The organism is Kribbella steppae (genome assembly GCF_004342025.1).
Classification (GTDB): Bacteria; Actinomycetota; Actinomycetes; order Propionibacteriales; family Kribbellaceae; genus Kribbella; species Kribbella steppae.
The window spans coordinates 142683-167642 of the sequence record NZ_SLWN01000013.1 but is presented as its reverse complement, the minus strand read 5'-3'; the positions used below and the strand labels follow the sequence as shown (position 1 = coordinate 167642).

General features: G+C 68.7%; 18 protein-coding genes. 9 read left to right on the top strand and 9 right to left on the bottom strand.

Annotated elements, in window-relative coordinates; translation table 11 throughout:
* Window positions 1-40: 40 nt before the first annotated feature.
* Window positions 41-2080, top strand: coding sequence for a glycoside hydrolase family 3 protein (locus EV652_RS33095; RefSeq protein ID WP_132213216.1), 2040 nt, complete (start codon window positions 41-43; stop codon window positions 2078-2080).
* A 523-nt stretch (window positions 2081-2603) separates the two neighbouring features.
* Here the strand turns inward: EV652_RS33095 and glgX are convergent.
* The gene (glgX, locus tag EV652_RS33085; RefSeq protein ID WP_132213215.1) at window positions 2604-4715 is read right to left on the bottom strand and encodes a glycogen debranching protein GlgX; all 2112 of its coding nucleotides are present in this window, start codon (window positions 4713-4715) and stop codon (window positions 2604-2606) included.
* Complete coding sequence (locus EV652_RS33080) at window positions 4712-7423, bottom strand: MGH1-like glycoside hydrolase domain-containing protein (RefSeq protein WP_199238534.1); 2712 nt, start codon at window positions 7421-7423, stop codon at window positions 4712-4714. Before EV652_RS33080 ends, glgX begins: the two co-directional genes overlap by 4 nt.
* 410 nt (window positions 7424-7833) lie before the next feature.
* Between EV652_RS33080 and EV652_RS46260 the strand changes: the two genes are divergently transcribed.
* Window positions 7834-8091 carry a hypothetical protein gene (locus EV652_RS46260; protein WP_132213214.1) on the top strand — a complete coding sequence of 86 codons (258 nt, stop codon included), beginning with the start codon at window positions 7834-7836 and terminating at the stop codon, window positions 8089-8091.
* A 43-nt stretch (window positions 8092-8134) separates the two neighbouring features.
* Here the strand turns inward: EV652_RS46260 and EV652_RS33070 are convergent, their stop codons facing one another.
* Together EV652_RS33070 and EV652_RS33065 are read right to left on the bottom strand one after the other, a co-directional pair.
* Entirely contained in the window at window positions 8135-8626 is a 492-nt protein-coding gene (locus tag EV652_RS33070; RefSeq protein ID WP_132213213.1) for a DUF2231 domain-containing protein, read from the bottom strand.
* Between the two features lie 117 nt (window positions 8627-8743).
* Window positions 8744-9223, bottom strand: coding sequence for a Rieske (2Fe-2S) protein (locus tag EV652_RS33065; RefSeq protein WP_199238533.1), 480 nt, complete (start codon window positions 9221-9223; stop codon window positions 8744-8746).
* 1049 nt (window positions 9224-10272) lie between these two features.
* On the opposite strand from EV652_RS33065, the gene EV652_RS33060 reads away from it, so the two are divergent.
* The 7 genes from EV652_RS33060 to EV652_RS33030 all read left to right on the top strand — a co-directional run bounded on the left by EV652_RS33060 (window position 10273) and on the right by EV652_RS33030 (window position 15839).
* The gene (locus EV652_RS33060; protein WP_132213212.1) at window positions 10273-11382 is read left to right on the top strand and encodes a sugar ABC transporter substrate-binding protein; all 1110 of its coding nucleotides are present in this window, start codon (window positions 10273-10275) and stop codon (window positions 11380-11382) included.
* Window positions 11379-12164, top strand: a complete 786-nt coding sequence (locus tag EV652_RS33055) for an ATP-binding cassette domain-containing protein (protein ID WP_132213211.1) — start codon at window positions 11379-11381, stop codon at window positions 12162-12164. Before EV652_RS33060 ends, EV652_RS33055 begins: the two co-directional genes overlap by 4 nt.
* A complete protein-coding gene (locus EV652_RS33050) occupies window positions 12161-13447 on the top strand; it encodes a sugar ABC transporter permease (protein WP_132213210.1) in 1287 nt (428 codons plus the stop codon). Before EV652_RS33055 ends, EV652_RS33050 begins: the two co-directional genes overlap by 4 nt.
* 110 nt (window positions 13448-13557) lie before the next feature.
* Entirely contained in the window at window positions 13558-13890 is a 333-nt protein-coding gene (locus EV652_RS33045; RefSeq protein WP_132213209.1) for a hypothetical protein, read from the top strand.
* A gap of 29 nt (window positions 13891-13919) precedes the next feature.
* Window positions 13920-14102, top strand: a complete 183-nt coding sequence (locus EV652_RS44245) for a COG4315 family predicted lipoprotein (RefSeq protein WP_158441352.1) — start codon at window positions 13920-13922, stop codon at window positions 14100-14102.
* Window positions 14103-14117: 15 nt separating this feature from the next.
* Window positions 14118-15626, top strand: a complete 1509-nt coding sequence (locus EV652_RS33035) for a GMC family oxidoreductase (protein ID WP_132213208.1) — start codon at window positions 14118-14120, stop codon at window positions 15624-15626.
* A gap of 21 nt (window positions 15627-15647) precedes the next feature.
* A complete protein-coding gene (locus EV652_RS33030; protein WP_132213207.1) occupies window positions 15648-15839 on the top strand; it encodes a hypothetical protein in 192 nt (63 codons plus the stop codon).
* Window positions 15840-16082: 243 nt separating this feature from the next.
* Here the strand turns inward: EV652_RS33030 and EV652_RS33025 are convergent, their stop codons facing one another.
* The 5 genes from EV652_RS33025 to EV652_RS33005 all read right to left on the bottom strand — a co-directional run bounded on the left by EV652_RS33025 (window position 16083) and on the right by EV652_RS33005 (window position 24943).
* Window positions 16083-16586, bottom strand: coding sequence for a hypothetical protein (locus EV652_RS33025; RefSeq protein WP_132213206.1), 504 nt, complete (start codon window positions 16584-16586; stop codon window positions 16083-16085).
* 75 nt (window positions 16587-16661) lie between these two features.
* A complete protein-coding gene (locus tag EV652_RS33020; protein WP_132213205.1) occupies window positions 16662-17315 on the bottom strand; it encodes a BON domain-containing protein in 654 nt (217 codons plus the stop codon).
* 122 nt (window positions 17316-17437) lie between these two features.
* A complete protein-coding gene (locus EV652_RS33015; protein ID WP_132213204.1) occupies window positions 17438-18844 on the bottom strand; it encodes a helix-turn-helix transcriptional regulator in 1407 nt (468 codons plus the stop codon).
* Between the two features lie 130 nt (window positions 18845-18974).
* Window positions 18975-21800 (bottom strand): AAA family ATPase, encoded by a 2826-nt coding sequence (locus EV652_RS33010; RefSeq protein ID WP_132213203.1) that lies wholly within the window; start codon window positions 21798-21800, stop codon window positions 18975-18977.
* A 380-nt stretch (window positions 21801-22180) separates the two neighbouring features.
* Window positions 22181-24943: a helix-turn-helix transcriptional regulator gene (locus tag EV652_RS33005; RefSeq protein WP_132213202.1), complete on the bottom strand. Its 2763-nt coding sequence runs from the start codon at window positions 24941-24943 to the stop codon at window positions 22181-22183.
* Between the last annotated feature and the right edge of the window lie 17 nt (window positions 24944-24960).

Here is a 24960-nt window from a genome sequence, read left to right as displayed (position 1 = left end):
TGAAAGCGCTCCACCGCCTATTCGCCCCGAGGAGCTCGTCATGCGTTTGAGCGAATCACCACGTAGCATCTGGGCGCGCCGGACCACTCACACAGCGATCGCAGGCGCACTCGTCCTTGCACTCGTCGCCACGCCGTCCGCCGATGCCGCGAGGACCGCCTTTGCGGCCGACCCGGGCCTGACGTCGTACCCGACCGATGCGTTCGGCCGTCCGCTGATCAGCAACACCGGGCAGGCCTATCTCGACCCGAAACTGCCGGTGCGGTCCCGCGTCCAGGATCTGCTGAGCCGGATGACACTGGAAGAGAAGGTCGGCCAGATGACGCAGGCCGAGCGTGGCGCCGTCTCGGACGACCCGTCACTTGTCACCGCCTGGCGGCTCGGTTCGGTGCTGTCCGGCGGCGGCTCGGTGCCGACGCCGAACACCCCGCAGGCATGGGCCGACATGGTCGACCGGTTCCAGGCCGCCGCGTTGCAGACCCGATTGCAGATCCCGCTCGTGTACGGCGTCGACTCGGTACACGGTCACGGAAACTTGCTAGGGGCAACGGTCTTCCCGCACAACATCGGCCTGGGCTCGACCCGGGATCCGCGACTGGTCGAGCGGATCGAGCATGTCGTCGCCGAGGAGACCCGCGCGACCGGTCCGCAATGGGCCTTCGCACCCTGCGTCTGCGTCGCGCGGGACACCCGCTGGGGAAGGACCTACGAGAGCTTCGCCGAGGATCCGGAGTTGGTCACCCGGTTCGCGTCGGCCATTGAAGGCTTCCAGGGCACCCGGCTGACAGACGCCGACCGGGTACTGGCGACCGCCAAGCACTACGCCGGTGACGGCGACACCGAATTCGACACCGCGGCCGGCGACTACACCATCGACCAAGGTGTGACCATCACGAACCGGCACGACTTCGCGCGGATCGACCTCGCGCCGTACCAGGCCGCCGTACGACGACACGACACCGGCACCGTGATGCCGTCGTTCTCCAGCGTCGACTGGACCGAGGACGGCATCGGGAACCCGATCAAGATGCACGCGAACCGTGAACTCATCACCGACGAACTCAAGGGCAAGCTCGGGTTCGACGGTTTCGTCATCTCCGACTGGGAGGGCATCCACCAGATCCCTGGCGACTGGCCGACGCAGGTCCGGACCGGGGTGAACGCGGGCACCGACATGTTCATGGAGCCGTTCTCGGCGCTGCAGTTCGAGACCACCCTGCTCGACGAGGTCCGGGCCGGCCGCGTGTCGCAGGCGCGCATCGACGACGCCGTACGACGGATCCTGGCGAAGAAGTTCGAGTTGGGCCTCTTCGAGAAGCCGTACACCGACCGCACGCATCTCGCCGAGGTGGGGTCCGCGGACCACCGGGCGCTCGCGCGCGAGGCCGTCGCGAAATCCCAGGTGCTGCTGAAGAACACCGACGGTCTGTTGCCGTTGCGGAAGGACGCCAAGGTGTACGTCGCCGGCCGCAACGCTGACGACATGGGCAACCAGGCGGGCGGCTGGACGCTCAGCTGGCAAGGCGCATCGGGCCAGCACCGGCTGCCGGGCAACACGATCCTCGACGGCATCCAGCAGGTCGCTCCGGGTGCGCAGGTGACCTACAGCAAGGACGGCTCGGCCCCGACCGCGGGCAGTGATGTGGCGGTCGTGGTCGTCGGCGAAACGCCTTATGCGGAAGGTTTCGGCGACGTCGGTGGTCCTGAGTGGGCGTTCGACCCGGAGGACGGTGGAGTACCGCGCGAAGCAAAGAGCCTCGACCTGCAAGCGGTGGACCAGGCTGTCATCGACAAGGTGTGTGGTGCGATCGCGAAGTGCGTGGTGCTGGTCGTGTCTGGCCGTCCGCAGGTGATCCCGCCGGCGCAGCTCAGCACGATCGATGCACTGGTGGCGTCCTGGCTTCCGGGTTCACAGGGAGAGGGCGTGGCCGACGTACTGTTCGGCCAGCGCCCATTCACCGGCAAGCTGTCGCACACCTGGCCGCGCAGCGCCGACCAGGAGCCGATCAACATCGGCGACCGCGGCTACGACCCCCTCTACCGCTTCGGCTGGGGTCTCCGAACCACCGTCAGCCGCTAGACCGACGCGCAGGATCGAGTCCTGCGAGAGCGATCCGGAGACGGCGACGGCCGCAATCAGTCGATCTGTACTCGGTCGTCGCCGACCCGTTCGCGACTTGCGCCTGCTCAGTGGGATCCGTCGCGACTTGCTACGTTGCCGCCATGACCAGGTGGGCTGCGGGGCGGGCGTGAAGGCGGTCGTCTACGACCGGTACGGGTAGCCTGATGTGCTGCGGGCCAGGCGTCGACCATCCCGCAGGCGGGGCGATCGACCTGCAGGGCACGGAGAGGGCCGTGTCGGGTCGCCGGGTGCTGATCAACGGCGCCGGCGGACGGTCGGATCCTTCGCGATTCAGCTCGCCAAGCGGCTCGGGCTTACGTCACCGGTGTCGACAACGTCGCCAAGCTGGACTTCATGCGCTCGGTCGGCGCGGACGACGTCATCGACTACCGCCGGGACGACTTCACCCGGACCAACGGGCCGTCCGCTGGGACACCCTAATCACGCGCTTGGGCCTCAGCGCGTGGCTGGCTGGTCCTCTTCAGGAGTTTCCGTGCAGAAGGACGATGGAGCGGGGGTTGACCCGGACGTGGTCGCCGGGGGCGAGCTGGGCTGGTGCTGCAATGCCGTCGGGTTCGTAGGTGTCGATCTCCGGGGTCCATGTCTTGCCGGTCTCGGTCGCGGGTACGACGAAGTCCAGCGGCTCCCACCAGGCGTTGACCAGGAGCAGGAAGTCGTCATCGACCAGCAGCGTTCCGTCCGGGGCGCGATCGGGATCGTCGTCGCCGTCGAGGTAGAGCGCGACGCTCCGCGCACCCGGATCGGCCCAGTCCGCCTGAGTCATTTCCGTTCCACCCGGGGTGTACCACCGCAGCTCGCCGGCCTCCACGCCGGTGAGGAACCGGCGCCGCCGGAATACCGGGTGAGCTCGGCGCAGCGCGATGAGCTTCTTGGTGAAGGCGGTCAACTGCTCGTCCGGTGTGGACCAGTCGAACCAGCTGATCGCGTTGTCCTGGCAGTACGCGTTGTTGTTCCCTTGCTGGGTGCGGCCGAGCTCGTCGCCTCCCAGGAGCATCGGTACTCCGAACGACAGCATCAGCGTGGTGAGCATGGCACGGCTCTGCCGGGCTCGTAGGTCCAGGACATTTTGATCGGAGCTGGGCCCCTCGACTCCGCAGTTCCAGGAGCGGTTGTCGTTGCTGCCGTCGGTGTTCGCCTCGCCGTTGGCCTCGTTGTGCTTGGCGTCGTACGAGACGAGATCGGCCAGCGTGAAGCCGTCATGCACCGTGATCAGGTTGACCGAGGCGGTAGGACGCCGGCCGGCCGCGGAGTACAGGTCGGACGACCCGCTGAGGCGGGAGGCGAACTCGCCGATCAGGCCGTCGTGGCTGCGCCAGAAATCGCGCATGACGTCGCGGTACCGGCCGTTCCACTCACTCCACAGCGGCGGGAACCGGCCGAGGTCGTAGCTGTCGGCCTGTCCGACGTCCCACGGCTCGGCGATGAGCTTGGCGCGCGAAACCACCGGATCCTGCGCGATCAGGTCGAAGAACGCCGCCATCTTGTCGAAGCCGCCGTCCTCACGTGCCAGCGTCGGTGCCAGGTCGAAGCGGAAACCGTCGACCCGCATCTCGGTCAGCCAATAGCGCAATGAGTCCATGATCAGCTGCAGACTGATCGGACTGTCTGCGTTCAGTGAGTTGCCGGTGCCCGTCGTGTCCACGTAGAACCGCGGGTCGTCGGGGTTCAGCCGGTAGTACGCCGGGTTGTGCAGTCCGCGATGGCACAGCGTCGGGCCGAGGTGGTTCCCCTCGGCAGTGTGGTTGAAGACCACGTCCAGGATCACCTCGAGGCCGGCACTGTGGAGGGTGTCGACCATCTCCTGGAACTCGGCGACCTGACCTCCGGGGCGACCGGCACGTACTGCGGCCGAGTAGCCGGCGTGCGCCGCGAAGTACCCGATGGTGTTGTAGCCCCAGTAGTTGGTCAGGCCGCGCTCGACCAGGAAACGCTCGGGCACGCTTTGGTGCACCGGGAGCAGTTCCACCGCGGTCACCCCGAGGTCGACGAGATGGGTGACCGCGGCGTCGTGGGCGAGGCCGGCGTAGGTGCCTCGGAGCGGCTCCGGTACGTCGGGATGCGCAGCCGTGAAGCCTTTGACGTGGACCTCGTAGATGATCGTGTCGGCATAGGAGTGGGCGGGCCGGGGACGGTCGCCCCAGTCGAAGGAGGCGTCCACCACCAGGCTGCGAGGCACGTGTCCGGCCGAATCCAGCGTGCTCGGCGCATCGCCAACCGTGTAGCCGAGCAGCTCCGGCCCGAACCGCACTTCGCCGTCGACGGCCCGCGCGTACGGATCGAGCAGCAACTTCGCGGGGTTGCAACGCAGCCCTCGGTGCGGCTCGTAGGGCCCGGTGGTCCGGTAACCGTAAGCCTGACCAGGTCGTACGCCGGGCACGAATCCGTGCCAGACGTCGCCATCACGCTCCGGCAGCGGGACCTGGGTCTCGGTGCCGTCGGAGTCGAACAGGCACAGCAGCACGCCATCGGCTGCCGACGCGACGGCGAAGTTCGTCCCCCCGGGCCCGGGAGTCGCGCCCAGCGGGGCCACCGCGCCGGGCAGAGCCGGCGCGGTGGTGGCCTGCGCGCTCATGACGGTCCGCCCATCGCGCGGAGGACATCTCCGATGGACTGCACGTCCCCGTGGCGGCGCCGGATGATGTCGGCCACGATGCCGGTCCAGCCGGTCTGGTGGGTGGCACCCAGGCCTGCCGCGTTGTCGCCATGGAAGTACTCGTTGAACATGAGGTTGTCCCGCCAGTTCGGGTCGTGTTGCAGGCGGTCGACGCCGCCGAAGCAGGGCCGCCTGCCGTCCGGGCCGACGAGGAAGATCGACACCAGCCGGGCGAACAGGTCGTCGGCGACGGCGTCGAGAGCGAGCCGCCGGCCCGATCCGGTTGGGTACTCGATCGTCAGGTCCTCGCCGAAGAAGCGGTGGTAGCGCTGCAGGGCGGTGGTCGCGAGGAAGTTCAGCGGGAACCACACCGGACCGCGCCAGTTCGAGTTGCCGCCGAACATGTCGGTGGTCGATTCAGCCGGTTCGTAGTCCACGGTGGCCCGCAACCCCTCCACCTCGAGGGTGTACGGGTGGTCGCGGTGGAACGCAGAGATCGAGCGCAGCCCGTACGGCGACAGGAACTCATCGGGGTCGAACAGCTTGTCGAACAGCCGCAGGACTTGCTCGACCCCGACGACGCCCATCAGCAACCGCTGCTGCCCGGCATCGCCCCGCAGCAGGCCGGCCGCGGCCAGGCTCTCGCGGTCGCGCAGCCCCTGACGATCGAGGAACTCGGCGAACTGCTTGCCCGGGGCAACGGCTCGCTCGAGCAGCTGGTCGTCGATCACGGCGACCGCCAGCAGCGGGATGATGCCGACCATCGAGTGCACCTTCACCGGCACGATGGCGCCGGCGGGCGTCGCGATCCGGTCGTAGAACAGACCATCGGCCTCGTCCCACAGGCCCTGCTCCACCATCGCGGTGCGGATCGCGGCGAAGTGCTCGAGGAACTTGTGGACCAGGTCGAGCGCGGGCCGGTGTCCGGTCCGGTTCAGGATCGCCGCGATCGTCGTCATCCCGAGCGCGTACGACGCCATCCAGCCGGTGGCGTCGGACTGTTCGAGCACACCCCCGACCGGCAGGTGCGAACGATCGAGCGGGCCGATGTTGTCCAGGCCGAGGAACCCGCCCTCGAACAGGTTCGTCCCGTCGGCATCCTCCCGGTTCACCCACCAGGTGAAGTTGACCAGCAGCTTGTCGAAGATCCGGCTGAGGAAGTCGAGGTCGCGCCCGCCGTCGATGGCGAAGACCTCGAGCGCCGCGTAGACCGCGACCGGCGGATTGACGTCGCCGAAGTCCCATTCGTAGGCCGGCAGGGCGCCGTTCGGATGCTGGAACCACTCGCGACAGACCAGCAGCAGCTGATCCTTGGCGAACTCCGGATCGACATGCGCAAGGGCGATGCAGTGGAAGGCGAGATCCCAGGAGGCGAACCACGGGTACTCCCACTTGTCCGGCATCGACATCACGTCGAAGGCGTTGAAGCTGCGCCACCGGGAGTTGCGTCCGGTGAGCCGGGAGGCCGGTGGCACGGGCTGTCCCGGGTCCCCGTCCAGCCATCGCGCGACGTCGTAGTAATAGAGCTGCTTGCTCCACAACATCCCCGCGAACGCCTGCCGCATCACCATCGCCTCGTCGGGCGCTGCAGCCGCCGGGGTGAGACCGGCGTAGAACTCGTCAGCCTCAGCCCGGCGGGATCTCACGACGCTCTCGTACTCCTGTCCGAGCGCGGTCGCGGCGTCTGTGCCTGACCCTGCCGGACGCAGCCGCAACCGCAGCTCGGCGGTCGAACCCGGCGCGACGTCAAGGCGGTACCAGGCCGCGCACTTGGTACCGCGCTGAGCCGGGTCGACGGTGGACGCACCGGTCACGACGTGGTCGTTGATCCCGTCCTTGGGGTACGGCGTCGACCCGGTGACGCCGTACAGGCGCTTGGTGTTGGTCTCGTTTTCGCAGAACACGAGTTTCGGTGACGACCCGTCCGGACCAGGTGCGACCAGTAACTCCAGCTCGCCCAGCGATGGGTGCGATACGCGCACGCTCGAACCACCCGTCGCGGCGAGCTCGGGTCGGGGAGCACCCGGGCTCCACGACCAGGTGTTGCGGAACCAGGCCGTGGGCAAGACATGGAGTGTTTCCTGGTCGGGTCCGGCGTTCGTGACCTGGATCGACATCAACAGGTCGGTCGGGCTCGCCTTGGCGTACTGCACCTCGACGATCCAGTACCGATCCTCGTCGAACGCGCCGGTGTCGAGGAGTTCGTACTCCGGATCGTGCTTGCCGCGCCTGCCGTTCTCGGCTCGGAGGTCTTCGTACGGGAACGCACGCTGCGGGTAGTGGTAGCGCCAGCGGTTCCAGGCATGGCTGGGCACGGCGTCGAGGTACCACCAGTAGTCCTTCACGTCCTCGCCGTGGTTCGCCTCCGAGCCGGTCAACCCGAAGGGCCGCTCCTTGAGGATCGGGTCTCGCCCGTTCCACAACGCCAGCCCGAGGCATAACCGTTGCTCGATGTCGCTGAACCCGGCCAGTCCGTCCTCACCCCACCGGTACGCCGTGGCGCGGGCGCGGTCGTGCGAGAGGTAGCCCCATGCCTCGCCGTCGGCGCTGTAGTCTTCCCGCACTGTGCCCCACTGGCGCTCGCTGAGGTACGGACCCCAGAGATACCAGTCGCTGCGCTGCGACATCGGCCGGTCGCCCGCCAGCCGCTCGTGCTCGACTCCGGACGTGTGAGGCTGGGTCGTCACGCGGTCCTCCTAGCAATGGTGATCGTGCACGGCAGCTCTCACACGGAGAACTCACCTGGACCAGTTCCGTTCAGGCGGCAGTGCGCCCGAGCCGATGCCCATTGTTTGGCTGCTGGCCAGATCTCGCCTCGCCCGCAGATGATGATTCAGAGCTGATGATCTGCCATTGGGTGTAGTTCAGGAGGCTGTGCGTCGGGACGTAGAAGCGCACCTGGCGGCCCAACTGGAGGGCTTCGTCGCGCAGCACGGAGGTGACCCGGTCGAGGCTGCGGGAGAGCAGGTGCTGCTTGAGTTGCCCGGCGCCTTCATGACAGCCGACTCTCAGAACGGCGGCAGACCCTCAGAACTGTCGCGGTGATCGGAGACCGCTCGCCACCGTCGCCGGCCCACAACCCGAGGACGTCGCGGCGATGGGCGCAGTTGGCCGACGACCTCAGGAGCGACGGTTTGATTATGAGACCTTGGTGGCCCTCGGGCTTGGCCAGAGTGACCAAGATGGGTGTGTTGGCCGACCGGTTCCGGGATCGGATCGTGTCCCTGCTTGGGACTGTCGTCAGCAGCCGGTCGGGTTCGTGGGACGATCGTGCGGCGGATGGACGAAGTACCCGAATTCGCCGACCACACCGATTTGGCAGAAGTCCCACACTCTCGTCGGACTGGCCGAGTAGCGCGACCTCCAGGAGAGTTGTGAGCGGCAACGATCTGGCGAAGTCAGCTGGAGAACGTCCCCTCCCAGACCGCCCTGGCGCCGGCGTCGCCGGTGCGCACCGTCTGCCAGAGCATCAGCACCGACATGACCACCAGCCCGGCGCTCACCACCAGTTCGACCGGACGCCGGGCACCGGTCCTCGCACCGCGGCCGCTGGCCAACGCGGACCGGCCGGTCAGCCACAGCGCCCCGAGGATCGTGATGAACGCGAACCCGATGCTGTACCAGAACAGCAGATCCCCGCGCTCCTCGTGCTCGCGCACCAACTGGGCCAGCGCCGGCTTGGCCGCGACGAAGGCCTCGCCGCTCTCCTTGGCCACGAAGGCGACCACGGCCGACCCGATCCCGAGCAGCAGCGTCGGCCAGCGCAGCAGCCGGCGCCACCTGGGCATCACAGCGAACACGATCGCGACCAGCGCCGACGCAGGCAACAGCACCACGGCAAGGTGGATCACGAGCACGTGCAAAGGAAGATCGCCGAACCGTTCGAACATTGACGCCTCCAAAGGTGCAGAGTCCGGGTAGTGGGTCGCCAAATAGGTTGTTCGTCGGCGACGCCGGGTAGGTCACAGGAAGGGCCTGGCCAGCGGGGGTGGGCCGTTCCGCATGGCTCAGCTCGCGGGACCGATGATTTTGCCGCCCTGCACAGTGATGTTGGCCGCCGGCAGCGGCGTGCCCGCCGGGCCGTTGGCCACCGAGCCGTCCGCGATCTTGAACTTGCTGCCGTGGCAGGCGCAGTTGATCGTGCCGTCGGCGACGTCCGCGACGATGCATCCCTGGTGCGTGCAGACCGCCGAGAAGCCCTTGAACTGGCCCGAGGCGGGCTGTGTCACGACCACCTTGGCGTCGCCGAATACCTTGCCGCCGCCGACGGGGATCTCCGAGGTCGTCGCCAGCGCGGCGCCGGGGGCCTGTGCACCGCCCGCGGGTGCGCTGGTGGTGGTGCCACCGCCCGCGTCGCCGCCGTCGGTGCACGCGGCGATCACCGGCATAGCCGCTCCCGCAAGCCCGATCACGGCCGCGCCGCGCAACACGGTCCGGCGGTCGCGGAGAGTCTGCTTGGGTGCCGAGGGCTCGGGCTGGGTGCTCATCGAATCAGTCCTTCCGAGGCAAGGCGAGATTGCCGAACGCTCTGGTACTTCGGTGTACGACCGGCGGTTGAGGTGGTCGTGGTCATAGGTGCTCCTGTCTGCTGGCGGCACAGGTTCGGACGGTTCCCAGGACGCCCAAGGGCCATAAATAGAGTGCGATACCAGGACGAGGGAGTCGTGCCCGCTGGCACCCGTTGTGACTGCATGCTGCCTGGACCCCGCGATACCGCCAGGCAGGCAGGTGCCGGACCCCGGCAGTCCTGACGGTGGAGATCCCCCCGACCAGACGCTGGAGGGTCGCCCGGCCGAGGGGCATCCCGGTGCCTGTCGGCCCATACCGAGGTCGAGCACGCGATGGAGTTGCTGGCGACCGGCCGGCGGATCGGCTACCTGCTGAAGAGTCGCGTGACTGATGTGGATGAGTTCATCAGACGCTCGAGCGGATCGTCGTCACAGCCCTCCGGCCGTTCTCACCCCGGCCGGCCAACGTCCGCCATCCCCGCTGGTGGGTACACCGTCATCGGACGTCGAGCCTGACGAGTAGCTCGTCGCGCGGTTGACGGGAGGCAGGCTGACCGAGTGACACGTAGGGGCTATTGGCTCGCGATCGGGAGTTCTACGCGCAGCGACGTACCCCTGGCGGGTGGGCTCGTGATGCCGATCGTGCCTCCTAGCGCCGCGACGCGGTCCGTCACCCCGGTCAGCCCCGATCCCCGCGCGGGATCCGCTCCGCCCACGCCATCGTCATCGATCGTCAGTCGCAGTATGCCGTCGCCCACCCGGCGAGCAGCTCTGCCTGTCACCCCGGACCGTCGGAACTCACCTCTACCAGCTGTTCCCCAAACTCGGAATCACCTCCCGCGCGGCCCTCCGCGACGCCCTGGGCGATTCGCTCGACCCGGACTAGCCGGTGGGCCCCGGAAGCTCTTTCCGCACGCGTCGACGAGCTCGTGCGATTCGCCGGGATCGGGCGGTGCCCGCTAGCAGGTAGGGGAAGATGCACGCCTGCCAGGATGATCCCCGTCCCGAGTCGGTCGATCGTTGCCGGTATGACGGCTCGATTGAACGTACTCCGCACGGCCATGGCGACGACCGGAGTCGCCGCCGCGATGGTGGCCGGGCTGACCGGCTGTGGCAACAAGACGGCGTCCTCCCCGGGTGCCGCCCCGCCGGCGAACGCGAAGGTGGGCATCCTGCTGCCCGATACGGCGACCTCGCCGCGCTGGGTTTCGGCCGACCCCACCGAACTCCGCAAGCAGTGCGCCGCGAACAAGCTCACGTGCTACATCGACAACGCCAACGGCAGCGCGACTACCCAGCAGTCTCAGGCCCAGGCCCTGATCAACGCCGGTGTCGGCGTCCTCCTGGTGGTGAACCTGGATTCGGGTTCCGGCAAGGCCATCGAGGCTCTCGCCCAGCAGCACAATGTCGTCACGATCGACTACGACCGGCTGACGGCCGGCGGCACCGCCTCGTACTACGTGTCGTACGACAACGTGAAGGTCGGCGAGGACCAGGGCACCGCGCTGACCGGAGCCGCACAGGTGAAGGGCAAGAGTCCGGTCAACTACGTCGAGATCGACGGCGCGCCGACCGACAACAACGCCGCCCAGTTCGCACAGGGCTACAACTCCGTGCTGTCGAAGCAGCCCGGCTGGAACAAGCTTGCCGACCAGACCGGCAACTGGGACGCCGCAACCGCGCAGATCGTGTTCACGACGATGCTGGGGCAGCACCCCGACATCAACGCGGTGATGGTTGCCAACGACACCATGGCGCAGTCGGTGATCAACGTGCTCAAGTCCCAGGGCCTCGCGGGCAAGGTCGCCGTGTCCGGGCAGGACGCCACCGCGGGCGGACTCGTCAACGTCATGTCCGGCACACAGGCCTTCACCATCTACAAGCCGGTCGCCGGTGAGGCCGATGTGGCCATCAAGCTCGCCGGCCAGATCCTCGCAGGTCAGAAGCCGACCGCGCCGACGACCGTCAAGGACCCGTCGAACGGCCGCGAGATCCCGGCGTACCTCGCCGACCCGACCGTCATCACCAAGGCGAACGTGGCCCTGCCGGTGACCGACGGCTACGTGGGCGCAGCGGCCGTCTGCCCCACTTCCGCGCTCGTGCGGTTGTGTGCGGCCAACGGCATCAAGACGCCATGACGTCCCATCCCGCCTTGGAGCTGCGGGGCGTCGACAAGTCCTTCGGTCCGGTGCGCGTGTTGTCGTCGGTGAACTTCACCGCCGAGGCCGGTGAGGTGACCGCGTTGGTCGGCGACAACGGCGCCGGGAAGTCGACTCTGGTGAAATGCATCGGCGGCACCTATCGCGTCGACGCGGGGGAGTTGATCTTCGACGGTACGCCGCACGTCGTCAACGGCCCGCGGGACGCCGCGGCGCTCGGGGTCGAGATCGTGTACCAGGATCTGGCGCTGTCCGACAACCTCGACATCGTTAGCAACATGTTCCTCGGCCGCGAGAAGGTCACCCGGCTCCGCACGCTCGACGAGAACTCGATGGAGAAGCTGGCCCGGCAGGCGCTGACCTCGCTGTCGGTGCGGACGGTCCGATCGGTCCGGCAGCGGGTGGCGAGCCTGTCCGGCGGACAGCGCCAGACGGTGGCGATCGCCAAGTCCGTGCTCTGGCAGTCGAAGGTCGTCATCCTGGACGAGCCGACGGCCGCTCTCGGCGTCGCGCAGACCGAGCAGGTTCTCGAGCTGGTCCGCCGGCTGGCCGAGCAAGGTGTCGCCGTGATCCTGGTGTCGCACAACATGAACGACGTGATGCGGGTGGCCGACTCCATCGGCGTACTCTTCCTCGGCCGGATGGCGGCGCAGGTCAGACGCCCGGACGTAACCCAGACACAGGTCATCGAGCTCATCGCCACCGGCCGGTCGGGCGACGTCGGCCTCTCCCCGGAAGAGTCGAGCGGAGCGGCTGTATGAGCGCGCACGTCGATGACGTCGTCCAGCAGGACGAACCGCGGAGCGGGAAGCCGCCCGAAGGTCTGGCCGCGCTGGGGACCTACCTCTCGGACTACCTCGCGCGGGTGCGAGGCGGTGAGCTCGGCTCGATTCCGGCGCTGACCGGCCTCGTCGTCATCACGGCCGTGTTCGCCCTGGTCCACCCGGGCTTCCTGAGCGCCTACAACCTCGAGGCGCTGGTGATCCAGGCGGCACCGATCATCGTGATGGCGATGGGCCTGGTCTTCGTACTGTTGCTGGGCGAGATCGACCTGTCGGCAGGCACGACCGGTGGCCTCTGCTCGGCCATCACGGCGGTGCTGATCCTGCGGCACGGGTCTCCCTGGTGGCTAGGCCTGGTCATCGGCCTGATCGTCGGGGTCGTCATCGGCTTCGGCATGGGGTGGCTGCGGGCCCGGGTCGGCATCCCGTCGTTCGTCATCACGCTGGCGACGTTCCTGGCGTTCCAGGGCGTCACCCTGATCCTGATCGGCGGCCAGGGATCGGTGATCCTGACCGACAACTCGCCGCTGATCAAACTGGAGAACGGCTTCGTGCCGCTCTGGCTCGGGTGGATCCTGCTGGCGCTGTTCGTCGCCGGGTACGCCGCGATCAAGATCAACGACGCGCTCGGGCGCCGACGCGCCGGACTCACCCACGCGCCGTTCACCGTGATCGCGGCGAAGGTCGTCGTACTCGCGGCCCTCGGTACGGCGTTCGTGCACGAGATGGATGTCAACCGCAACCTGACCACTAACGCCTTCTTCAGCAACAAGGCGCAGGGCATGCCGTGGGTCGTCGTCCTGCTCGTGATCCTCTTCGCAGTCTGGCACTTCGTCGTCAGCCGCACCCGGTACGGGCGCCATCTGTACGCCGTCGGCGGCAACGCGGAGGCGTCCCGGCGCGCAGGCATCGTGGTGTCCCGGATCCGGATCTCGGTGTTCGTGATCTGTTCCGGCATGGCCGCCGTCTCCGGCATCGTCGCGGCCTCGTTGCTGCAGTCGGTTCAGTCGAACGCCGGCGCGGGCAACACACTGCTGCTGGCCGTCGGTGCCGCAGTCATCGGCGGCACCTCGCTGTTCGGTGGGCACGGCCGCATCATCGACGCGGTTCTCGGCGGCCTGGTCGTCGCAGTCATCGTCAACGGCATGAGCGACCTCATCCAGGGGTCGAACTCGGCAGGCTACGAGTGGGTCGTCACCGGCGTCGTACTGCTCCTTGCCGCCGGCTTCGACGCGGTGGTCCGCCGCGCACGGTCAGCCTGATCGGCGAACGCCCCGAGCCGGAATCCAGGCAGCGCGCTCGGATCTGGTGAGCATGAACCCTGCATGCAGCGCGGGGTCTACTGGTCAACAAACAAAGGAGAAACTCTCAAATGAAACGCTTCGCTTTCGTCGTCGGCACCGCCGTGATCGGGCTCTCCGCCCTGACTGCATGCGGTGGCAGCGCCTCGGGCACCAGCTCGCAGAACACCCCCAGCCCGTCGGCGCCCGCCACTGCCGGCTCGTCGTCGCCGGCCACAACCGCCGGCCCCGGCACGCTGTCCACGGCCAGCGTGGGCAGCTTCGGCAAGATCGTTGTCGACGGCACCGGCCGCACACTGTATGTCTACGACCTGGACACCAAGAACCCCTCGAAATCGAACTGCGACGGCTCGTGCGCGACAGCCTGGCCGCCGCTGCCGGCCGGCACCGGTCGCCGAAGGTGAGTGGGGTAGCCGCGTCCCTGGTGGGCACGGTGACTCGTTCGGACGGCACCAAGCAGATCACGCTCGCCGGGTCGCCGCTCTACTACTTCGCCAACGACGCTCAGCCCCGCGACACGAAGGGCCAGGCCGTCGGCGGAATCTGGTGGGTCGTCGGTGCGAACGGCCAGAAGATCACCACCCAGGCATCCTCGAACAACTCCTCCGGCTACTGATGTCGGGAGTTGCACATGCGGGGCTATGAGTATGTGGTGGTAGGCGCCGGTACTGCGGGTTGTGTGCTGGCGGCTCGATTGTCGGAGAGCGGCGTACGCGTGCTGTTGCTCGAGGCAGGTGGTGGGCGGGCTCTCGAGGCCATGGCCATCCCACCGGCCTGGCCGAGCCTGATGGGATCATCAGCCGACTGGGCGGATCAGACCGTGGCCCAGCAGGCCTCGGGCCGGCCGGTGGCCTGGCCACGTGGCAGAGGGCTGGGCGGCTCCTCGTCCATCAATGCGATGAACTTCGTGCGCGGGCATCGAGCCGGGTATGACGCCTGGGCCGACGGTGGCGCGAAAGGCTGGGGATTCGATGATCTGCTGCCGGCCTTCAAGCGCAGCGAACACACCGAGGGGCGTGATCCGGCGCTACGTGGTGTCGGTGGTCCACTCACGCCGGGTCCGGCGGTTCAGGGGCATCCGATCTCGGCGGCCGGGCTGGAAGCTGCCGGTGAAGCCGGGTACGCGATGGCGCGCGACATCAGCGGTGGTCTGGAGGAGGGGTTCGGCTGGTGCGACCTGAGCATCGTCAACGGCCGGCGCCAAAGCGCGGCGGACGCCTACCTCACCCCGGCGCTCGACCGTCCGAACCTCGGGGTGGTCACAGACGCGCTGGTAGAGCGGTTGCTGCTGGACGACGACGGATGCAGGGGCGTCCAGTACCGCGTCGGCGACGAGACGTTCGTCGCGGACTGTTCAGGGGAGGTCGTGCTCGCCGCGGGCACGATCGGTACGCCGCAACTGCTGATGCTCTCCGGGATCGGACCGGCGGATCACCTGCGAAACGTCGGCATCGAGGTGGTTGCCGATCTGCCCGGTGTCGGCGCGAACCTGCACGACCATCCGATGTGCGGTCTGGTCTACCGGTCCGCCCAGCCGATGCCACCAGGTGCCAACAACCACGGCGAGGTCCAAGGTCTGTTGAGCACCGGAATCGGTGCGCACGGCCCGGACGTGCAGCTCATGTTCGTGGACGTTCCGCTGCACGCCGACGCGGTGCCCGGCCCCGATCTCGGTCAGGGCTACACGATCGCGGTGTCGTTGGTAGCGCCGTACAGTCGTGGTTCCGTTCGTCTGGCGAGTATCGATCCAGGTGCGCGCCCGGTGATCGATCCCGCGTACTACACCGACGAGCGTGATCTCGACATCGTGGTTGCCGGGCTGCGCATCGCCCGTGAGATCGGTGCGGCGCCGGCACTGTCTCCGTGGCGTGGGAGCGAAGCGCTTCCCGGGCCGGATGTCCGGGAGACCGACGAGTTGCGGCGCTACGTCCGGACGAACCTGCGGAGCTACTCGCACTACGCCGGGACCTGTGCGATCGGGACCGACGAGCGTTCCGTCGTGGACATCGGCCTGTTCGTCCACGGCATCCGCAACCTCAGGGTCGCCGACGCGTCGGCGATGCCGTCGCCGATCTCCGCCAACACCAACGCAACCGTCTACGCGATCGCCGAGCGCGCAGCCGAACTCATCCGTTCGTAGCGACCGAAGGAGCCGGCAAACATGAGGAACGGTCTACTCGTTGCTGTTGGTGGTGTGGTGGCAGTCCTGGGGCTGTTGTTCACCCTGCAAGGCACCGACGTCATCGGCGGCAGCGCGATGAGCGGAACCACCTTCTGGGCGGTGGCCGGTCCGATCATCATCGTGATCGGACTGGCCCTGGCCGCAGTGGGCCTCAGGCGACGACCTGGGTGATGCGTGTCCGGGGACCTGCGCGGGGAGGCCCCCGGGACACGGCTGGTGGCTTGGAATCGGGTAGCACCCTCCGGACCCACCGCAGCCGACACCGCCGAAGATCGCCGCCGAGTCGGCCCCGTTGATCAGCCCGGAGCTCGCTACTTGGTCGTGGCAGCCGAGTGGCCGGTGATGGAGCGGTCGATAATCAGCGTGTTCAACTCGCGGCCGTAGCCCACGGTTTCGCGCATCCGCCCTGGAGGCTCAGCGCTCGCACGGCGCGGCCAGGGCTGCCCAGTCGTAGGCGCGTTGAGGGGCGACGCTTCGCCTCATCCGGGGGATGCCGAGGCGGCGGAGCCGGGTGCGGATGCTGAGGTCCGCGCCGACCAGGCGGACCTCGTCGACCGTGCAGACGAGGACAAGATCGGACACCCGAGCAGTCCTGCTTCCATCGGTGATCGGGATCCGGCGATCGAGGAGGTCGCGGGCCAGCGCGACCCAGTTGTCATGACCGGGGAGCGGGTGCGGCTGGAGACCTGAGGTCGTGAGATAGACCTCCCACCGGCAGATGCCTGCGATGCCGGTGTACGGGATGAAGACCACCTTGAGGCGTCTACGGACGAGGATGCCGTGCAGCGGTGGGTGCTCAACGCCGATGCCTGAAGCAACGACCAGATCGACGATCCGGCCGACCCGATACCCTCTGCGGTCGTAGACGGAGCGATCGATCAACCCGGCCAGGGATACGAGGATGCCGCTCGAGGTCATGCACACACCACCAGGAGAATTCTGTTGACGCCAGGCACGGACGGCGTCGTGGTGTCGCCCGTGCCTGGACGCTGGTCAGTACTTGATCATCAGGTCGTCTCGAACGGACGTGACCCCGGGCGCCGCCCACGCGGCGGCGATCGCCTCGTCGCGCTCGGCCCACGACCTCACCGTTCCCTTGACCGTCACGGCGCCGTCGATCGTCGAGAGCTGGATCCCGTCGGCGTCCACGGCGGCGTTGCGCTTGAAGGCCTTCGTGATCGAGTCCTCCATGTCCGCGAGGTTCGGCGCCGACGGCGCGATCCCGATCTCGTTGAAGACCTCGAGTGCCCCGGCGATGTTCGAGGCAACGAGGTCCGCCTCGTCGCGCTGGTACTGCCAGTCCACCGTGCCGGTCAGCGTGACGAAACCATCCGTCACCTTGGCGTCGACCGTGGTCGGCACAAGGCTGTCCAGCATCAGCGCCTGCAGGACGAGACCGCGCAGATCGGAGTCAGCGCGCCCCTGGCCGTCCAGCAACCGCACCTTCAACTGGTTGTTGACCGAGATCACCCCGAAGACCCGCTGCGCCGCCTTCTGCGCCTCCCGCTTCTCGCGCAGGCTGCCGACAGTGCCACGAAGCGTTACCGTGCCGTCGTCGGCGGACACGGCGATCGCCGCGCTGTCCACCTTCGGATCCCAGAAGAGCTCGTCGTTGACATCCGCCGTCACATCGTCGTCCCAGGACATTGTGTCCTCCTTCGCATCGGTTCATCGGACTCTTCGATCCTCCGTGCCGAGCCGCTCCACGACATCGGAGTGGCCGCTGATCAGTTGCGGAAAGCACGTAGAACAAGGCTTCTGGCGCGCAGCTACGCGGTGGCCGCGGCCGGGGTCGCATCGCCGCGGGACTGAACGAGGATGGCTCGGGCGAGTTGGGTGCGGGAGCTGACACCGACCTTGCGGAAGACCTTCCGCAGGTGGTACTCGACGGTGTGCTGGCTGATGAACATCTGTGCGGCGACCTGGCGGTTCGACGAGCCCTCGGCGACCAGTCGGGCGATCTCCGCCTCCTGCGGGGTGAGCTCTTCGTCGGCCTCACCGCTGCGATGACGAACCGCCTCGCTGGTCGCGTGGAGCTCCACCGAGGCACGGTGCGCGAAAGCCGTCAAGCCGATGGCGTCGAACAAGTCCTGTGCAGCGCGCAGTTGCTCGCGGGCGTCTCGGCGACGACGCCGACGCCGTAGCCACTCGCCGTACAGGAGATGGGCGCGGGCCAGGTCTACCCCGGCATCGTCTTGCTGCAAGTGCTCTATCGCCAGTCGGTAAAGAGACTCCCCGTCGTCGGTCAGCAGAGCCCGGGAACGGGCGAGCTGCCCAGACGCCAGGTGGCTTCCGCTGGATCGTGTCCGCTCGGAGAGCCGCTCGAGAGCGGATGCCGCCGTGTCCCCGTCGCCGCTCCGGACAGCCGCCTCGATCAGATCGGGCAGGATTCGAGTACCGAACTCTGGGGGATCGTCGTGGAAGACCTCCAGCGCGCGGCTGAGTGCCTCCTGGTAGCGCCCATGCCCGAGGTCGAGCATCGTCAGGGCGCAGGTCGCGGGAGCGGGGTCCGTTGATCCCTCTCCGTCGGTACTCGGGGTCAGCTGCAGGGTCGGTAGTGCGTCAAAGGAGCGAAGCCGGGGGGTCGGTTCGCGTACGGCGATGACGAAGGCGATCGGCGTGGCGATCAGCCGCCGCGCCACGAAAGCGAGGACGTCTGCCGTCGCCGCGTCAAGCCACTGCGCGTCGTCGATCGTTATCAGCACCGGCCGCTCCTCCGCCGCCTCGGTCAGCAGCGCCAAGACGGCCAGGCCGACCAGGAACCGTTCCGGAGTCGCCGCCGCGACCAGTCCGAACGCCGCACCAACGGCATCACGCTGCGGTTCGGGAAGCTGGTCCAGGCGTGACAGGAACGGGGTGAGTAGACCGTGCAGCGCTGCGAAGCCGAGCTCCATCTCGGGCTCGACGCCCGCCGATTGCGCGACGCGCCACGTGGTCGCGTGCTCGACGGCGTGCGCCAGCAGCGCGGTCTTGCCGCTGCCCGACTCCCCCCGCACGACGAGCGCGCCGCCAACTCCGTCGCGAGCGTTTGCCAGCACCTGATCGAGGGCCGCACGCTCGTCGTGGTGGCTCGTCGGCCGGACGTCACCAGGGGCAATCGCGAGCGATGTGGGACGGACCGGCAGTGGTGAAATCGATCGCGTCCGTGATGCCTGGCGCGTTCCCGTGCTTCGCATGGTCAACCTCGTCGTTCGTGGGTGTCGGCCGATGTGACCATCGTCTGCAACCCGACGACGTCGCGTCGTCGGTCATTTGACTGTCGCGCGGCGCAAAATCACCGGCTGCGGCCAGGCTGAACCGGTGCTTTCACCGACCGACGTCGACGCCGTCCGTGATCGTCTCCAGGGCCGAGCGGAGAGCAGCGCGTGAGGCGATACCGAGCTTGGGGTACAAGCGATGCAGGTGCGAGCCGACCGTGCGGTGGGACAAGTACAGCCGTGCGCCGATCTGCTTGTTGGTCAGCCCGGTGGCGGCCAGTTCGGCGATCTGGCGTTCCTGCGCGGTCAGGGGGATCGTCGGGGTGTCGGGGCGACTGGTGGTGGCGATGCCGGTGGCACGTAGCTCGCTGCGGGCCTGCTGTGCCATCGCGGCGGCGCCGATCCGCTCGAAGGTTTCGAGGGCGGCCCGGATGTGCAGACGGGCGCGCCCGGTATCGCGGGTACGGCGCAGCCACCGTCCGTAGGCGAGGTGGATGCGCGCATGCTCCCATGGCCACCGGTCGGCTTCGGGCAGCTCCAGGGCGGCTTCGAACAGGGGCCCGGCTTCGGTCTCTTCGGCGGCGATCGCCGCGGCGCCGGCGACGATCAGCTCGATGCGTGGGCCGATGCCGGCCATGCCGGCCTGCTCGGCGGCGGCGACGTGGCCGCGGGCCTCGTCCATGCGGCCGGTGAGGACCGCGGCTTCGACCTGGTCCAGGATCACCCATCGCCCCGGGACGCCGGGGCTGGGAACGCCGAGTGCGTCGATCTGAGAGATTTGTAGATGCGCCTCGTCGAAGTCGCCTTGGCCGATCGCCGCGAGGTGCCGGGCCGAGTGGGCGTACGCCCGGGCAACCTCGATGCGGCGTGGAGCGGCCCAACTCGTGGTCTGTTTGCTGTGGGCCAGAGCGAGGTCGACATCGCCGCGACGGGCCGCGCCTGCCGCTTGCAGGGCGCGAATCTGAGCCTCCCAGAAGTGGTAGCCGTAGGCCGTGGCCAGGTCCAGTCCCTCCTGCGAAAGCTTCTTGGCCTCGTCCCACTGGCCGCGCACATGAGAGTCGTGGCTGAGCAGCATCAATCCTGGAATGGCCATGGCGATCGCGCCGCCGTCACGTTCACGGTCGATCATGTGCCGGACCACGTGGCGGTAGTCCGACATCGCGTCCATCGCTACGGCCGCGAAGGCCAGCGGGATCAGTTGCCAGGGTGCGGGGTCGGGCGGCAGATCGTCGAAGGCGCGGGCGAGGCCGGCTCGGATGTTGTCGGAGGTGCGGGTGGGGTCGACGTAGGCGTCATGACACAAGCGAAACGCCGTGACGGTGTCGGGATCGAAGCGGGCCAGTGCCTTGTTCAGCAGCTCCCACGGCTCTGGCCGGAGTGTGTAGAGGCTGGCAAGCAGCAGCGTGTACAGGATCGCGTGGTGGTCCCAGCCGCTGGGCTTGGCGGTGTCCGCGACGTCGTCCAGCGCTCGGGCGAGCAGCCGGTAGGCGGAGTCGACATCGCCCTCGTTGGTTAGCAGGTGGGCGGTGGCCGCGAAGACCAGCCCGGTCGGGGTGTCCTGGGGGTGTCCGGCATCGGCCAGCAACCGGTCCACCTGGTCGAGCTGGCCGCTGAGGCCGGCGAGGTAGGCGGCCTCGACCAGTCGCCGCGACCGGTCGTTCGGGTCCGGGCTGAGTTCTCCGGCACGCACGAGCAGGGTCACCGCGGCGGATGCGCCCCGGCGTCGACGATCGCTGGCCGGCAGCTCGTCCGCCGCCTGGTCGGCGGCGCCGGGCCGATCGCCGCGCCTCCAGGCAGACAGGGCCGCCTCGTCGAGTGCCCGGGCGACCGCCTCGTCCGGTCCGGTCGCGGCCTCGGCCATGTGCCACGCCCGGCGTACCGGGTCGTCGGTCAGTGCGGCGAGGGCCTCGTGGGCGACCCGGCGTTCAGTTGCCGGTGTCAGGTTCACGATCGCCGAGCGGATCAGCGGATGGCGAAACGACACACGGTCGGCGGCGTGATCGACATGCACCATGGCTGCCTGGGTCGCGGCGGCCAGATCGTCGGTGCGTGCGTCGCCCAGCGCCGCCGCCTCGATGGTGGTCAGGCGCGCGCTCTTGTCGAGCGCGGCCAGCAGCAGCATCTTCCGGGTCGGCGCCGGCAGCGTGTCGAGCGCGTGGGCAACGGTCTCCTTCAGGCGCCCGGTCACGGGCAGGAATCTCGGGAGTGGGTCCTGGCCGGAGCGTTGCCGGTCGGTCAGGCCGGCCGCCAGGTCGCGCAGCGCGAGCGGGTTGCCGTCGGCCTCGGTCAGCAGTCGGCGCCGTACGGTCGGCGCCAGCCCGGGCCACTGAGCGTCGAGTAGTTTCGAGGCCGCCTTCGTCGCCAGTGGCCCGATCACACGTTCGGGAAGCCCGACCCGGTCGCAGAAGCCATCCGCGGCTGTCCGGGCGGTGGCCAAGAACAGGATCGGGTCGTAGCCGAGGCGCCGCGCGGCGAACCCCAGCGCGATCGCGCTGGCTTTGTCGATCCACGGCAGGTCGTCGGCGAGCACCAGCAGCGGGCCTTCCTGAGCAAGCTTGCTCAGCATGGCGAGCACAGCGGTCGAGGCCGCGAGTGGGTGCAGTGACGGTTCCGGCGCGAGATCGAACACCCGATGCAGGGTGTCACGGTGGTGGCCGGCGAGCTGGTCCACGTGGTCGCGGAGCGGGTAGAGCAGCTGGTGTAACGCCGAGAAGTCGATGTCGGACTCGAACTCGACGCCACAGACCCGCAGTACCCGCGCGCCGGCGGATCCGGCGCGGGCGGCCGCGGCGTCCAGCAGCGCTGTCTTACCTACCCCCGGGCATCCCCGTAGTAGTAGGCCAGTGCCGCTTTGCCCGTCGAGCATCGAGTCGATCAACTCCAGCTCGGCCGTGCGCCCGACCAGCTCGGCGGAAGCCGGAAGCACTGTGATCACTTTGACCGCTCCTCGATGATCAGGAACGCCGGCTGCGGCATGGCCGGGTTCCTTCGGTAGGGATTGCCCCGTTGTCCGAGGTCAAGAGCCAAGCGTGGCAGGTATCGGGTTGTGCGGGTGCACAACGTAGAGCGCGGGATTTGGGCACTGCGACCAGGCCGCGCGACTGCATCGACCCGGACCGCTGGTCCGCATCGGTCACGGTCACATGTCTCGTTCATGCAGTCACTGTCGCGCCGGTCGGCGCGTGTCATCCCCGGCGTAGACCCGGGTCGAGTCCCCTGGTTGTGCCCGGGTACGGGGGGCGGCGGAGCCTCGGGTGTGCTCTTGCTCCGAGCGGCCTGGCAGGCGCTGCGGCGAAATGACCGTTGCTCGAGAGGTCACCGGCGGATCGGGCGACGGAGGTCCTTGCGTGAGGTGATGCCGAGCTTGGTGAAGACGTTGCCCAGGTGCCACTCAACGGTGCGGGGGCTGATGAACAGCTGGCTGCCGATCTCCTGGTTGGTGCGCCCGTCCCGGGCCAGCTTGGCGATCTGAGCTTCTTGGGCGGTGAGATCGGTGAGCGTGTCCACGGTGCGCTTGCGCGCGGTCTCTCCGGTGGCCAGCAGCTCGCGGCGGGCGCGGTCGGCGAAGCCGTCCATCCCCATATCGGTGAGCGTCTCGTGGGCGATGCGAAGCTGCTCGCGGGCCTCGGTACGGCGATTCTCGCGCCGGAGCCATTCGCCGTAGACGAGATGCGCGCGAGCAAGCTCCGCACCCATGCGAGTGCGACTGAGCCGCTCGATCGCCTCACGGTGCAGCCGGTCGGCGGTCTCGCCCTCGCTCAGCAGCGCCCGTGAACGCGCCTCGATCCCGAGCGCCCAGTCGGTGCCGCTGAGGCTGGTGGACTCCGACAGCCGCCGCAGGGCGTCGATCCCGTGTTCGGGCGACCCGGCGCGGACGGCCGCCTCGATCAGCTCGACCAGGCCCCAGTTCACTGTGACGCTGACGTCAGCGAGGTATGCGCTGGCGTTTTCGGCTGCAGCCATCGCTCTCCGATAGTGACCAAGACCGTTGCTGTGCACTGCGGTCGCCCAATCGGTCAGGCCGATCCCCAGGCCCTCGCCACGCAGCATCACTTCTTCCTTGGTGGCGTTGGCCAGCGCGGAAGGCTCGGGTTCGCGGCCCCGCAACGCGTCGAGCGCCAGGACGCCGTACGGCGCGATGCGGCTCCCCATCGCCTCCGTGACGACCTCCGCTTCCTCGACGAGGGAGGCCGCGTCGGCCAGCTCGCCGGCGAAGAGGAGCACGTAGGCACGTTGGGTCAGGGCGAGGGGAAGCTCGCTGAGAGCGCCGGCTTCCCGGGTCAGCCGGACGTGCCTGCTGGAGAATTTGTCCCAACGGTCGTCGTCCCACAGGTCGACCGCGGCGATACAGGCCAGCCACAGCCAGCGAAGATCCTCCTCCGCGGACGTCTCCCGGTCGAAGGCGGCCACCGCACGTCGCAGAAGCGGCAGTCCTGCCGCGTATCCGTCGCTGAACGTCGCGGCCAGGCCGTCGAGGAGGAGATCGGGCGCGCGGGGCGGGTGCGGCGGCCGCGGCACCGCACGCGCTGCCGCTGCCACCTCCTGCGGTGTTCCACCCGGACTGGCCAGGCGCCCTGCGAACAGGGCGGCATTCAGTGCGTCCAGGTAGGTATCGCGGGCAAGACCGGCATCGATGGGCTCGAGCCGCTGGGCGGCTCTCAGCAGCAGTGGCGAGGCGTCTCTGCCACGATTTGCCGCGAACGCGAGCTGGGCCCGCAGGAGGTCGACGCGGGCGCGCTGGAGGCCGTCGAGCGGTGCGGCCTCGGCCATGCCCAGCAGTTTCACCGCGGCATCGAACGCGCCCGCCAGGATCTTGGCCTGGGCCGCGGCCAGCGCCCGTGCGGCGCGCTGCGTGGGGTCGGTGAGCGCCGCTGCGCGCTCGAGGAACGCGGCCGCGGCGGCCAGTCCACCGCGCGCCTGGGCCCGCCCGGCCGAGTTCTCCAGCTCGGCGGCCACCTGCTCGTCAGGCCCTGCCGCGGAGTGGGCGCGGTGCCAGGCCCGCCGGTCGGGATCAGCCTCGGGATCGGTGACCTCGGCCAGCGCGCGATGCGTCTCCCGCCGGTCACCGGCCGAGGCCGCCTGATACACAGCGGAGCGGACCAAGGGATGGCCGAAATGCACCCGGGCGCCGAGCTCGACGAGGCCGGCAGTCTCGGCAGCCGCTGCGGCGTCGGGTGGGATCCCCTGCAGTTCGGCCGCGCGCCACAACAAGGTCACGTCGCCGGTCGGCTCGGCTGCGGCGGTCAGCAGCATCCGCCTGGTCTGGGGCGGCAGCGACTGGAACTGCCGGTGAAAGCTGTTCTCGATCCGGCTGGCCAATGGCCGCGAGTCGGGCAGCCAGAAGCCGCCGGCCAGCTCGGACGGTCCCAGACCGCGGGGCAGCTGGAGCAGGGCGAGCGGGTTCCCGCCTGTCTCGGCGATGATCCGGTCCCGCACCTCCGCATCCACCCGGCCGCCGATCGCTGTGGCCAGCAACGCCCGCGCGTCGTCGTGGCCCAGCCCGGTCACGGTCAGCCCCGGCATCCCGGCCAGCTCATGGTCACCGCCAGGCCCCCGGGCGGCGAAGATCAGCGCGACCGGCTCGGCCAGCAGCCGCCGGGCCGCGAACGCCATACACTGTAGCGAGGACCGGTCCAGCCACTGCGCGTCATCGACCACGCAGGCCAGCGGCTGGTCCTCTGCCGTCGCGGCCAGCAGGCTCAAGACGGCCAGGCCGACCAGGAAACGATCCGGAGCCTGCCCCTCCCGCATCCCGAACGCGACTGCCAGTGCGTCACGCTGCGGCTTCGGCAGCTGTTCCAGCCGGCCGAGCAGCGGCATGCACAACTGGTGCAGCCCGGCGAACACGAGCTCCATCTCCGACTCGACGCCCCCGGCCCGGACCACACGGAACTCCGATGCCGAGGCCCGGCGCACCGCATAGTCCAGCAGCGCCGTCTTGCCGATCCCGGGCTCGCCTCGCACCACCAGCACGGTGCTGTTGCCTGCACGTGCCCGGTCCAGCGCCCGATCCACTGCCGCGCGCTCGCCGCGCCGGTCCAGCAGCCCGGTTCCAAGATCACCGCTAGACACGCCCATGATCGATGTCCTGCCGT